Source organism: Frankia sp. CcWB2, assembly GCF_977927585.1.
The window spans coordinates 1-13338 of record NZ_CDWRCM010000118.1; the positions used below are offsets into that span (position 1 = coordinate 1).

Here is a 13338-nt window from a genome sequence, read left to right on the forward strand (position 1 = left end):
GGGCTCGGGGGCGTCTCGCTCGCCGGCGTGGCGCGGTGGCCGCCGCCGGCGGCCAGTAGGGTCGGCCCCTCGAGGCCGGCCAGCTCGGTCCGCCAGGCCGCGCGGGCGGCGTCCCGATCCTGGGCCCGCAGCCAGCGCAGGTAGTCCGAGTACGAGCGGACGGCGGGCGGCCGGGGCGGCGGGGCGGCATCGGCATCGGCATCGGCATCGGCATCGGCGGCCAGCGTGAACAGTTCCCGCAGCACCAGCGGCAGCGACCAGCCGTCCAGGATGACGTGGTGGGCGCAGACCGCCAGCCGGGCGCTGTCCGCTCCGGTGCGGACCCACAGGAACCGGATGAGCGGCGGCGTGGTCAGATCGAAGCGCGCCGCCCGGTCGGCCACGACCAGCCGCTCGGCCTCGGCCAACCGCTCGGCGGCCGGCCAGCTGGAGAGGTCGACGATCGTCCACTCCGGTTCGGCCCGGTCCAGGATGGCCTGGGCCGGGGCGGCGCCGTCGGCCAGGATGGCGGCGCGCAGGAGGTCGTGCCGGGCGACGAGCTCCCGCGACGCCGCGCGCAGGCGTTCAGGGTCGAGGTCGTCGGCGTCGCCGCGCAGGTCGAGGACGAACTGGATGACGTAGACGTCCGGCGTGCCGTCCCCGTCGACGAGGCGGTGGAACAGCATCCCCGCCTGCGACGGCGACAGCGGCCAGACCTCGGTCAGGCCGGGCAGCCGCTCCCGCCAGCGGGCCAGGTCCGCCGGGTCGACCGGGGCCAAGCCCACGGGCGCCAAGCCCACAGGCGCCTGCTCTGAAGGCGTCTGGTCTGAAAGCGCCTGGTTCGCGGGGGCCGAGGCGTCCGCCGCTGCGGCCAGGCCGGCGACGGTCGGCGCGGCGAACACGTCGGCCAGCTCGACCGTCACGCCGGCGGCAGCCGCCCGGGTGACCACGGCGAAAGCCAGGATGCTGTCGCCGCCCCGCTGGAAGAACGAGTCGTCGACGCCGACGTCGGGCTGGCCGAGCACGGCCGCGAAGACGTCCCGCAGGACCGCCTCGGTCCGGGTGGCCGGAGCCCGAGCAGGCAGAGCCCGGCCGGACCGGGCCGCCGCCCGGAAATCGGGCGCGGGCAGCGCGCGGCGATCCAGCTTCCCGCCGGGGGTGGTGGGCAGCGCGGGCATCGCTACGAAGGCCGCCGGCACCATGTAGTCGGGCAGCGCCGCCGCCACGTGGGCGCGCAGCGCCGCCGCGAGCGCCCCGCTGCCGGCTTCGTCCGCTGCCGCCCCGGCTGGGATGACGTAGGCGACCAGCGCCCGGCCGGCCGGCCCGTCCTCGCGGACGACCACGGCGCAGCGGGCGACCGCCGGGTGGCGGTCGAGCACCGCCTCGATCTCACCCGGCTCGACCCGGAAGCCGCGGACCTTGACCTGATCGTCCGAGCGGCCGGCCAGGACCAGCTCGCCGCTAGCCGTCCACCGGGCGAGGTCGCCGGTCCGGTACATCCGCTCGCCGGTCCCGAACGGGCTGGCGACGTAACGGGACGCACCCAGCGCCGGCCGAGCCAGGTAGCCGTGGGCGACGCCCACGCCGGCAAGGTACAGCTCGCCGACGACGCCCGGCGGTACCGGCATGAGAGCGCCGTCCAGCACGTAGGCCCGGGTGTTGCGCAGTGGGCGGCCGACCGTCGGCCGCCCACGGTCGGCGCTTCGCACCGGGCCGGTCGTCGCCCAGACCGTCGTCTCGGTCGGCCCGTACAGATTGGTCAGGCTCTCCGCGCGGGCGGTGAGCTCGCGGGCGAGGTCGGCCGGCAGCGGTTCGCCGCCGCACAGGACCCGCACCCGCGGGTAGGGCCCAGCAGCCGCGTCAAGGATGGATCGCCAGCGCGATGGGGTCGCCTGGGCCAGCGTCACCGCGCCCGCGGTCAGCAGCCGGGCCAGCTCCGAGGGGTCGCGGGCCGCCCCGCCCTCGACGAGATGGATCGAGGCGCCGACGGTCAGCGGGGCGAGCAGTTCGACCGTGCTCGGGTCGAAGCCCAGCGTGGTCGCGGCCAGGACCCGGTCGGCTGACCCGATACCCACGGTCTCGGCGAACGACGACAGGAAGTTCGCCAGGGACCGGTGGCCGACCAGGACGCCCTTCGGCCGGCCGGTCGAACCCGACGTGTAGATCACGTAGACCGGGCTGTCCGCGTCGACGGCGGGCGGCCACGATCCAGCGGCCGGCACCGCCGCGGCGCCGGCCTCGGGCTCGGGCTCGGCCTCGGGCTCGGCCTCGTCGATCAGGACGAGCCGCGTCCCGGGCGCGACCCGCAGCCGCGCGGCGAGCGATCCCGTGGTGACCAGCACCGACGGGGCCGCGTCCTCGATCATGAACGCGATCCGGTCCGCCGGGTAGTCGGGGTCGATCGGGAGGTAGGCGGCGCCGGCCCGGGCGGCGCCGGCGAGCGCGACGACCAGGTCGACCGAGCGGGGCAGCGCGATCCCGACAATGGAACCGGGCCGGGCGCCGCGCCTGGCCAGCCGGCGCCCGAAGGCGTCGGCCGCCGCCGCGAGCTCACCGTAGGTCAGGGTCCGCTCGGCGGTGACCAGCGCCGTCCGGTCGGGGCTGGCCGCGGCCCGAGCGGCGAACAGCGCCACCCACGGCTCGGTCGGGCTGGGCCCGGCGGTGTCGTTCCAGTCGACCAGCACCCGGTCACGCTCGGCCGAGCCGAGCAGGTCGATCGGGCCGATCGCCGTGCCGGGCTCGGCCAGCGCCCGGGCCAGCAGCCGCTCCAGCCGCGGGCCCACCGAGCCGGCGAACGCCGCCGACACCGAGCCCGGCTGGTAGGTCGTCTCCAACTCGAGCGGGCCAAAGCCGCCGTCCCCGCCGAACTCGGCCACCACCATCAGCGGGAACTGGGCGGTGCCGTTGGGCAGCGGGCGGCGCTCGCCGCGCAGGTCCCGGCCGTCCTGGTCAGTGCGGTGGAGGGCGGCAGCGGCCGGCGAGCGGACGGCGAACATCGTGCTGAACAGGCTGGACACGCCGTCGGAGCGGTCCGGGTTGAGTTCGCGCGCGACGTCGGCCAGGTCGACGTCGGCGTGCGCGAGGGCGCCCCGGCACACCTCGCGGGTCCGGGCGACCAGCTCGGTGAACGTGTCGGCCGGGCCGACGGTGAGCCGGAGGCAGATGGTGTTGCCGAAGTAACCGATGACGCCGTCGGTCCCGGCGCCGTCCCGGTTGACGACGGGCGAGCCGACGGTGATGTCGGTGGCGCCGGTGGCCCGGTGGATCAGGGCCGCGTAGGCGGCGAGCAGCACCACGAACGGCGTCGCGCCGTGCCGGGCGGCGAACGCCCGCACCTGGCCGGCCAGCTCGGCCGGGGCGTGATGGACGACCTGCCGGCCCGCGTCGCGCCGACGGCCGGCCGGCGGGTCGGCCGGCTGCGGCTGGCCCGGCTGCGGGTCATCTGGGCTCGGCTCGGGCAGGCGTACCGGATCGGCCAGCGGGAGCAGCCGTTCCCGCCAGTAGGCCCGCCCGGCCGGGCGGGCAGCCGTCTCGGCTGCCGGCCCCGCCGCGTCGATGAACGAGACGGTGGCGGGCGGGCCGTCGCCGTCCCGGCGGTCGTAGGCGGCCAGCAGGTCACCGAAGAAGACGTCCCAGGACACGTCGTCCCAGGCGATGTGGTGGGCGGCCACCGCGAGCAGGTGCCGGAGCGGGCCGTGGCGCAGCACGGTGACCCGCAGCGGCGATTCGGCGGTGAGGTCGAACGGGCGCCGGGCCGCGCGCAGCGCGATCTCCCGTGCGCGCTCCTCCCGCTCCTCGGCGGGCACGGTCGTCAGGTCCACGCTGAGCCACGCCGGTTCGATGTCGTCCCGGAGCACCTGCTCGAGCTGCCCGTCCGGGGTGACCCGGTAGGTCGTGCGGAGGATCTCGTGCCGGCGGGCGACGGAGAGCAGCGCCCGGCGCAGCGCATCGACGTCGAGCGGGCCGGTCAGCTCGAACCCGGCTGAGATCGTGTAGGCGGCGCTGCCCGGGTCGAGCCGCGACAGGAACCACATCCGGCGCTGTCCCGGGCTGGCCGGGTAGCCCCGGCCGGGCTCCCGTCGCGGCCGGGGGCCGGCGCCGCTGGCTGGCTCGCGCGTCAGTCGCTCGGCCGCCAGCCGGCGGCGGAGCAGCTCGCGTTTGCGCTGCGCGGAGTCGGGACTCGCCACGATGCACGTCCTTCCAGTGGTGCGGCTTCCAGCGGTGCGGCTTCCGATACGGCCTAGGGGAGGCGGGCGTGGCTGAGGGCCCGCGCCCGCGCCGTCGCCCGGCGGCGCTAACCGAGACGGCGGCGCAGCTCCCGCTTGTCAATCTTTCCGACGGGGGTGAGCGGTAACGTGTCGACGATCGTGAGCAGGTCGGGGAGCATGAAGCGGGCCAGCCCGCGCTCGCGCAGGTACGCCTTGACCGCCTTGAGGGTCAGCGTCGCCCCGGGCCTCGGGACGACCACCGCGCGGACGCTCTCGCCGGCCTGCTCGTCCGCCGCTGCGATGACGGCGGCCTGGGCGATCGACGGGTGGGCGAGCAGGTGCTCCTCGAGCTCGGTGGCGGAGACGTTCTCGCCGCCCCGGTTGATGACGTCCTTGAGCCGTCCCTCGACGACCAGGTTGCCGCTGGCCGTCAGCCGGACGAGGTCGCCGGTGCGGTAGAAGCCGTCGGGGCTGAACGCGGTCGCGTTGTGCTCGACGGCCCGGTAGTAGCCGCGCACGGTGTAGGGGCCGCGGGTCCACAGCTCGCCGATCTCGCCGGGCGCCACGTCGGCGCCGTCGCGGTCGACGATCCGGATCTCATCGGCGGGCGCGAGCGGGCGGCCCTGGGTGGTGAAGGCGAGCTCGTCGTCCTCGTCCGGGCGGGTGTAGTTCAGCAGCCCCTCGGCCATGCCGAAGACCTGCTGAACGCGCGGGCCGAGGACCGTCGGGATGCGCCGGGCCAGCTCGGCGTCCAGGCGGGCGCCCCCGACCTGGAGCAGGCGCAGGCTGGCGGTGTCCGGCCCCTCCCATCCGGCGGCGTCGACCCAGATCCGGGCCAGGGCCGGGACGAGGGCGGTCACCGTGACCCGTTCCCGGGCGATGAGCTCGAAGACGATCTCGGGGCTGGGGGATGGCGCCAGGACCACCGTCGCGCCGACGCCGAGCGCTCCCAGGATGCCCGGGCAGGCCAGCGGGAAGTTGTGCGCGGCGGGCAGCGCGACCATGTAGACGTCGTCGCTGGTCAGCCCGCACAGCCGGGCGCTGGCCTCCGCGTTGTACGCGTAGTCCCAGTGGGTGCGCGGGATAAGCTTGGGCTTGCCGGTCGTGCCGCCCGAGATGAGCAGCACCGCGACGCCGGCCGGCTCGGGCACCGGTGGTGGCGCGGCCTGCCCGCCGGCCCGAGCGGCGGCCCCGGCCGCCGCTACGGCGTCGAGGCCGGTGAACGGACCGGCCTCACCGGCCACCAGCACATGACCCACCGACGGGACCGTGGCGACGATCTCCTGGGCCAGCGCCCGATGATCGAAACCCTCGTGCGTGTCCGGGATGGCGTAGGCCACGGCGCCGGACAGCCGGGCCAGGTGCTCGATCTCGACCCGGCGGTGCGCGGGCAGCACGAGCACCGGGATCGAGCCCAGCCGGAGCAGCGCGAACAGCAGCGTCACGAACTCGGCGCGGTTGGGCAACTGGACCAGGACGCGGTCGCCGGGGGCGAGGCCGAGCCGGGCGAGGCCGGCGGCCAGGTCATCGGCGGCCAGGTCGAGGTCGGCGTAGGAGAGCCGGACCGGCCGGGCCGGCGGACCGGCCACGACGGCGGTGGCCGAGCCGGACCGGCAGGCCCAGGCCCGGAGACGATCGCCGAGCGGGGCGCCCCGCCAGTAGCCCTCGTCCACGTAGCGGCGGGCGAACTCGTCCGGCCAGCGGACCCAGCCGTCCGCCGCGCCCGGCTCGACTGGCGGACCGGTGACCGGCGGGGCGCTCACCGTTCGGTCCCGGCGGCGGCGGTCGCGCCGGAGGGATCGGCCGGGCCGAGCAGCCGCTCCTCGATCTCGTCGTCGGAGAGGCCGGCGATCTCCCAGGCGATCGCCGCGACGCGGTCGAGCCGCCCGGGCGTGGGCTCGGCCGCGCGCAGGTCCCGCGCGAGCGCGGCGACCGTCGGCGCGCCGAACAGCATTCGGACCGACACGTCGCCGGTGTCGAGCTCGTCGCGCAGCCGGGCCACCACGGCGGTGGCGAGCACGGAGTCGCCACCGAGGGCGAAGAACTCCTCGGTGACCCCGAACTCGTCGAGGCCCAGCGCCTCCCGCCAGACCGAGAGGATTACCCGTTCCAGGTCGGATCCTGGCGGGGCCGCGGCCGGCCGCGTTCCGTCGAGATCGCGTTCGAGGATGGCGCCGACCGCCTTACGGTCGATCTTCCCGTTGGCGCTCAGCGGGAGTTCGGCCACCGCGACGACCCGGTCGGGCACCATGTGCGGCGGCAGGACGGCCCGCAGGCCGGCCCGGACCGCCGCCGGGTCAACCGGGTCGGCAGGGTCAACCGGGCCATCCCCCGTGTCCGGAACGACGACGGCCCCGAGCGCGCTCGGACGCCCGTCCGCGCCGCCGGTCAGCACGGCCACCCCGGCCCGGACGCCGGGCAGCGAGGCGAGCGCCGCCTCGATCTCCCCCAGCTCCACCCGGAAGCCTCTGATCTTGATCTGGTGGTCGCGGCGGCCCAGGAACTCGACGGTGCCGTCCGGGAGGTAGCGGGCGAGGTCGCCGGTGCGGTACCAGCGCTCGCCGCCGTGGGTGACGAACCGGTCGGCCGTGCGCTCCGGGTCACCCCGGTAGCCGCGGGCGACGCCGGCCCCGCCGATCCACAGCTCGCCGGCGACGTGGTCGGGGCAGTCGCGGCCCAGGGCGTCGACCACGCGCAGCCGGACGTTGCGCAGCGGGGTGCCGTAGGGCACCGAGCGCCATTCGGGCGGCACCGGCCCACCCCCGACGACCTCGCACACGGTGGAGTGGATGGCGGTCTCGGTCGTGCCGCCGAACCCGAGGAACCGGCAGCCGGGGACGGCCGCCTCGAGCCGGCCGGGCAGGTCGACGCCGACCCGGTCACCGCCCAGAAGCACCGCGCGCAGGCTGGCGCCCAGCGGCACCCCGGTGGCCAGGACCAGGTCCAGCACGGCCGGCACGCAGTTGAGGATCGTGACGCTGTGGTCCGCGATAAGCTCGGCCCAGCGGGCGGCCTCGCGGCGGGACTCCTCGTCCACGATCACCACCGCGCCGCCGGATGACAGCGGGGCGAAGATGTCGAAGACCGACAGGTCGAAGTCGATGGCCGAGACGGCCAGCGTCCGGTCGCCCGGGCCGAGGCCGAGCCGGTCGACCAGGTCGTCGATGGTGTTCATCGCGGCCCGGTGGCCGACCTCGACTCCCTTCGGCTGACCGGTCGAGCCCGAGGTGAACAGAACGTAGGCCGGTTCGTCCAGGCGGACGGGATCGTCGGCCGCGCTCAACGTGAGTGTGCCGGGCGGGGCGGACGGGCCGGCGGCGAGCGCGTCGTCGAGGGTGAGCGGGGACACCCCGGCTGGCCAGTCCGGCCCGGGAGGCGCTGCGGATGACGCCGCGGACGGCGTGGTGATGACCGTGCGGAAGCCGGCGGTGGCGACGATCCGCGCGACCCGGGCCGGCAGCTGGTCCACCCCGACCGGCACGTAGGCCGCCCCGGCCGCCAGCACGCCGAGGACGGCGATGACCTGGTCCGGTCCCTTCGGCAAGCTGACGCCGACCAGGTCCCCCGGCCGCACGCCCCGGGCGGCGAGGGCGCCGGCCACCGCCGTCGCCCGGGCGGCCAGCTCGCCGTAGGACAGCGACCGGCGCACCGGCGACTCGCCGCCGCCGGCCGCTGAGTCCCACAGCAGCGCGAGCGCGTCCGGACGCCGCGCCGCCGCCGCGAAGAACTCCTCGTGGAGCAGGCGGGTGGACGCCGGTCCCTCGATCGCATTGACCCGGCGTCGCACCGTCCGGGTGGACTCGCCGAGGAGGCCGTCGACGGGCTGGTCCCAGGCCGTGCCGTCCGTGGCTGGCGCCGGGCCGGGGCCGGCCGGGCTGGGGTCGGCCAGACCCCGCACGAGCCGTTCGAACGCGGTGAACATCGCGTCGACGACGCCGGGAGCGAACGTGTCCTCACGGACGTCCCAGTTGACCAGCAGGCCCCCGTCAAGCTCGGTGACCTGGGCGTCAAGCAGGACCTGCGGGCCCTGCGAAATGATCCACACCGGCTGGCCGAACTCCCGGCGCACCGAGGCATCGAACAGCTCGCCGAGGCCGAGCGCGCTGGTGAACACGACCGGCGCGAGCACCGGTTCGCCCCGGTGGCGGCCCAGGGCGCGGAGCGCCTCGACGCCGGAGTAGTCGGCGTGGGCAGCGTCAGCGTGCAGCCGGGTCTGGATCCGGCGGGCCCGCTCGACGAACGGAATGCGGTCGGTCAGGTCGATCTCCAGCAGAACCGAGCTGGTGAAGTCGCCGACGATCCGGTTGACGTCGGGGTGGAGCTGCTCGCGGTCGAACAGCGGGACGTTGAGGAGGAAGCGCGACTGCGCGCTCCAGCCGCCGAGCACTTCGGCGAACGCGGTCGCGACGGCCATGGCCGGGGTGATGCCGTGCCGGTGGGCCGCCCGGCCGAGGGCCTCGCGGGCGGGTGGCGGTAGCTGGAAGTGACGCCGGGAAACCCGGGGCGGTCCGCCGGGCTCGCCGGGGGCGCCGAGGCTCGGTACCAGCGGGAGCTGGGGCGCCCCGGGCACGCCGGGCAGGCGGTCGAGCCAGGCGCGCCGGGCCCGCTCGGCCGCCGCGCGCGGGAGAGCGTCGCGTTCCGCCCGGTAGCGGCGGTAGCTGTAAGCCGGCGCGGGCGCGACCTCGTCCGGGCACCCGTACTCCTCGGCCAGGTCGGCCAGCAGCACGCGGTAGCTGACCGCGTCGGCGGCGACCATGTCGACGTCGAGGTGGAAGCGGGTCGTGCCGTCGGGCCGCAGGCTCAGCGCGGTCGAGAAGACCTCCCCCCGTTCGATGTCGAGCATCTGGTGGGATAACTGGTCGCGGACGGCGGCCAGCCGGGTGGCGGCGGCGTCCTCGTCCAGGTCGCGCAGGTCGTGGACGATCAGGCCGCGCCAGCCGGGCGCCGGTTCGACGACCTGGCCGCCGTTGTCGGTGATCCGGGTCCGCAGCGCCTCGTGCCGCTCGATGAGCCGCTCGATCGCGGCGGCCAGCCGGGCCGGATCGAGGGCGTTCCCATCGAACTCGGTGTAGAGGTGCGCGGCGACGCCGCCGTAGGGCTGCCCGTCGCCGCGCCCGATCCAGTAGGCGTGCTGCATGAGCGCCAACGGGAACTCGGCGCCGTCAGCCTCGGCCGGCGCGACGGCCACCGGTGCGGGCGGGGCCGGCTCGCTCGCGGGTTCCTCGCTCCCGGGCTGGAGCATGACGGCGGGGCTCCCGGGCTGGAGCATGACGGCGGGCTGCCTTCCGGCCAGCAGCTTGAACCAGCCGTCCAGGGTCGGGGTCTCGGCCAGCTCCGCGAAGTTGACCTTGATGCCGGCCCGCCGCCAGCCCCCGATCGCCCGGATCAGCGCGATCGACTCGAGGCCCCGCTCGAAGAGGTTGTCGTCGTCCCCGAGCTCGGCCGGATCCTCCCCGAGCAGCTCGGCGACGGTGCGCCGGAGCCTTTCGAGATCGCCGAGCGCTTCCAGATCATCGACCGCCGCCGGGACCGGGCGGGCCGGCTGGGCCGGCACGAGGAAGCGGCTGACGCTGCGTAGCTTCTCGCGCGTCTCCTCCAGCTCCCGTTCCGGGCGCGACGCCCCGAGGACGCCGGCCCCGGCCCGCAGCCAGGTCCGGCCGTCGTGCTGGAACGCCGTCCGCAGGACGAGGGCGGCGTCGAGGGCGCCGTCCGAGGTCGCGCTGATCACGGCGCCGCTATAGAGGCCGCGCGGCGACGGCTCGTAGCGCCGGATCGCCGCGCAGGCGGCGTCCTTCGGCGCGCCGGTCGCCGTGATGGACGGGAAGACGGCGGCCAGCGCGTCCCAACAGTCCCGGCCGGCGGCGAGTCGGCCGCTGACCCGCGAGGCCAGGTGCTGCACGCTGCCCCGCTCGAGGACGGTCATGAACTCGTCCACGACCAGCGTGCCCGGCGCGCACAGCGGCCGGAGCTCGTCCTGGGCCGCCTGGACGGACACGGCGTGCTCGTAGATCTCCTTCGGGTCGCGTAGCAGCGCCTCCCGCCGGGCCCGGTCTCCGTCCCCGCCGTCGAACGCGGCCGTGCCGGCCAGCGGTTGGGTGGAGACCCGGCCGTCGGCGTCGACCTCGACCACGGTCTCCGGGCTGAACCCGATCGCGCGCAGGCCGTCCAGATCGAGCAGGAAGGAACGGGCCGGCGTGTTGCCGCGCCGCCCCCGCTCGTAGGTCGCGACCAGGTCGATCTCGCCGTCGACGGGGACGACCCGAGAGAGGATCACCTTGCGCAGCCGGCCGGCCTGGATGTCCTCGACGGCCCGCGCGACCATCCGCCGGTAGTCGTCGGCGTCGTGGTCGAGATTGGCCAGCGGCCGGGGTTCGCCCGGCTCGTCGGCGGCCGCACCGCCGAGGGTCTCGGCGAGTGCGTCCAGATCAGCCTCCTCGGCCGCGCGCAGCAGCGCGCCGGTCGCCGACAGCCGCGCCTCGCGGGCCGGGATGACCAGGTGGATGAGCGGGTCGGGGATGACCGGCCCGGGCAGCCCGAGCGCCCGGGGACCGAGCTCGAAGCCGGCCCAGCCGCACGCCCGCCAGCCGGCGACCGGGAGCGCCGCCAGGACGCGGGCCAGGGTGCGCAGCGGAGCGCCGTCGACTAACTCGACCCGCCAGTCCCCGCCCGCGCGGTAGCGGATCTCGTCCCAGTACACGACGGCCTCGGCCAGAGCGCCCGAACCGCAGTGCCACTCGCCGTCCCGCTCGTAGACGGTGACCGGCGCCGCGGTATGGCGGGCGAACCGCGCCGCCGCCGCCAGCAGATCACCGGCGAGCGGCACCGTCCGTTCGCGGTAGACCACCGGCGCCGTCATCGGGACGCGCCGGCGCCGACGCCGGCGCCGCTGCCCTGCGTAGCCGGGGCATCCGTCTCCCGGCGGCCGGCGGTCGGGCGGTCGGCGCCCATCCGGGCAATCAGGCTGGCCGGGCGCAGATCCGTCCAGTTGGCCTCGACGTACTCCAGGCAGGACGACCTGCTCGCGGCTCCGTGCACCGTCGTCCACCCGGCCGGCACAGGCGCGAATGTCGGCCACAGCGAGTGCTGGCCCTCGACATTGACCAGGACATAGAAGCTGCCCTTTTCGTCATCGAACGGGTTGGTCGACATGAGGTGCCGTCTCCTTGGATCTCAGTCCGCGACTTAGGTGCTCTTTACTTTAAGTTAGGCTTACCTAAGACAGCCACGTTTGTCTACCCCCGTCAGCCGCCGAAATTCCCTCATTTTTCCGGCATCCGGCGGCAGGATCAGTTCAGGCGGCCGGCCTCGACGCGGACGATCCGCGGCAGGCGTTCGATGGTGGTCGGCCGATGCGCGATAACGATCAATGTGCGACCCGCGCGGAACCGCTCGACGGCGGTCTCCAGGCGGCGCGCGACATCGGGGTCGAGGTCGGCGGTCGCCTCGTCGAGCAGCAGCACCGGTGGGTCGACCAGCGCGGCCCGCAGCAGCCCGACGATCTGCCGCTCGCCGGCGGACAGCCGTTCCCCCCGGGCGCCCAGCCCGGCGTCCAGCCCGCCCGGTCGCCGGTCGACCCACTCGGCCAAGCCGAGCAGGTCGACCGCCCGCTCCATCGCCGCCCGGTCCGGCGCGCCCGGCGTGAGCGCCAGGTTCTCGGCCAGGGTGCCGGTGATGATGTGCACCTGCTGCGGGATGAGGACTATGCGCGCCCGGACCTGCTCCGGCGGGGCGAACCGCAGGTCGACCCCTCCGTAGCGCACCGTCCCCGCGTCCGGTTCGTAGAGCCCGGTGAGCAGCTTGGCCAGCGTCGTCTTGCCGGACCCGGTGACGCCGACCATGCCGGCCCGGTCGCCGGCCGGGAAAGTGACCGAGACGTCGCGCAGCACGTCCTTACCGTCGGCGTAGCCGAAGCGGAGGCCGTCTGCGACCAGGTCGCCCTGAACTGGCAGGTCGTACCGCGCCGGCGACGCGGCCCGCGCCGACGGGACGGCGAGGGCGGCCGGCTCGGCCGGCGGCAGCGCCTCGAGCAGGTCCGTCAGGCGGGCCAGGCCCACCCGGGCCAGCTGGGCCTGGCCGGCCAGCCCGGACAGGGTGAGCATGCTCTCGAACAGGTTGCGGGTCGCGATCACGAACACGACGACCGTGCCGACGCTCAGGTGCCCCGCCCGGACCAGCCAGACGCTCAGCAGCAGCAGCGCGGCTGTGGCCAGGCCCTCGATCATCCCGAACAGCTCCAGGCGGTTCTGGACGGCGATGGTCCGGTCGGCCCCGACCAGCAGCTCGTCGTTGTCCGCCCGGAAGCGCCGCACCCACTCCTCGGGCCGCCCGGGCGCGACCAGCGCCTCGTGCGCGTTGAGCGACTCGGTGAAAGTCGCGGTCATCATGGCGTCCGCCGCGGCCTGCCGGCCGAACGTCTCGGGCGCGGCCCGGTTGAACCAGACCATCACGGCGACCGCCATCGGCACGAACAGCGCGACGAGCAGCAGCGCGAGCAGCCATGAGTAGATCAGCAGCAACACCGTGGTCAGAGCAACGGTGAGGGCGACCCCGAGCAGGTTGGGCAGCTGGTCACGCAGGAACAGGGTCAGGTCGGCGATCTCGCCGGTCGACCGGCGCAGCAGGTCGCCGGTGCGGTGGGCCTCGATGAACCGCAAGGGCGCGCGGGCGAGGCGTTCGACGACGAGATCGCGCAGCCCGCGGATCGCCCGCTCCCCGGCCGACGAGAGCAGGATCTCCGACCAGCGCAGCAGGAGCATCCGGGCCAGGACGAGCCCGACCATCAGTGCCACCGCCCACCACAGGCGGCCCTGATCGCCGGCGGTCACCGCGTCGACCCCCCAGCCGATCGCCGGGGCGATGCCGACCACCGCCGCCGTGCTGGCCACGCTGGCCAGCAGCGCGACGGCCAGGATCGCCCGGTGCGGGCGCAGGTAGGGCCAGAAGCGCCGGAAGACGCCTGCGGTGGGCGCCTCCTCGGCCAGCACACGGACCTCAGCCATCCCCGCCTCCCACCCGGACGATCTCCTCGCCGCTCGCATCGCCGCTCGCATCGCCGGCCGCATCGCCGGCCGCATCGCCGGCCGGCGCGGTCTCGGCCGCCTGCCGCGCGCCCCCGATCGGCCCGGCGCCCGCCGCCGGCACGCCGTCCGGC

General features: G+C 75.5%; 5 protein-coding genes. All 5 read right to left on the bottom strand.

The features are described 5' to 3' along the window. Nucleotides 1-4166: non-ribosomal peptide synthetase (locus ACY45C_RS13485; protein WP_462187957.1), on the bottom strand; the 4166-nt coding region annotated here is incomplete at its 3' end. Nucleotides 4167-4273: 107 nt separating this feature from the next. After that, nucleotides 4274-5950 (bottom strand): (2,3-dihydroxybenzoyl)adenylate synthase, encoded by a 1677-nt coding sequence (locus tag ACY45C_RS13490; protein ID WP_462187958.1) that lies wholly within the window; start codon nt 5948-5950, stop codon nt 4274-4276. After that, complete coding sequence (locus tag ACY45C_RS13495) at nt 5947-11043, bottom strand: salicylate synthase (RefSeq protein ID WP_462187959.1); 5097 nt, start codon at nt 11041-11043, stop codon at nt 5947-5949. The genes ACY45C_RS13490 and ACY45C_RS13495 overlap by 4 nt, the downstream gene beginning before the upstream one ends. Next, on the bottom strand, nt 11040-11336 hold the full coding sequence (locus tag ACY45C_RS13500; RefSeq protein ID WP_462187960.1) for an MbtH family protein: 297 nt from the start codon (nt 11334-11336) through the stop codon (nt 11040-11042). The genes ACY45C_RS13495 and ACY45C_RS13500 overlap by 4 nt, the downstream gene beginning before the upstream one ends. Before the next feature lie 137 nt (nt 11337-11473). Then, nucleotides 11474-13186: an ABC transporter ATP-binding protein gene (locus ACY45C_RS13505; protein ID WP_462187961.1), complete on the bottom strand. Its 1713-nt coding sequence runs from the start codon at nt 13184-13186 to the stop codon at nt 11474-11476. Between the last annotated feature and the right edge of the window lie 152 nt (nt 13187-13338).

Excerpts from the sequence above, each read along its gene's own strand:
- ACY45C_RS13495 (WP_462187959.1), bottom strand. The coding sequence starts at position 11,043 with ATGACGGCGCCGGTGGTCTACCGCGAACGGACGGTGCCGCTCGCCGGT.
- ACY45C_RS13500 (WP_462187960.1), bottom strand. The coding sequence starts at position 11,336 with ATGTCGACCAACCCGTTCGATGACGAAAAGGGCAGCTTCTATGTCCTG.
- ACY45C_RS13505 (WP_462187961.1), bottom strand. The coding sequence starts at position 13,186 with ATGGCTGAGGTCCGTGTGCTGGCCGAGGAGGCGCCCACCGCAGGCGTC.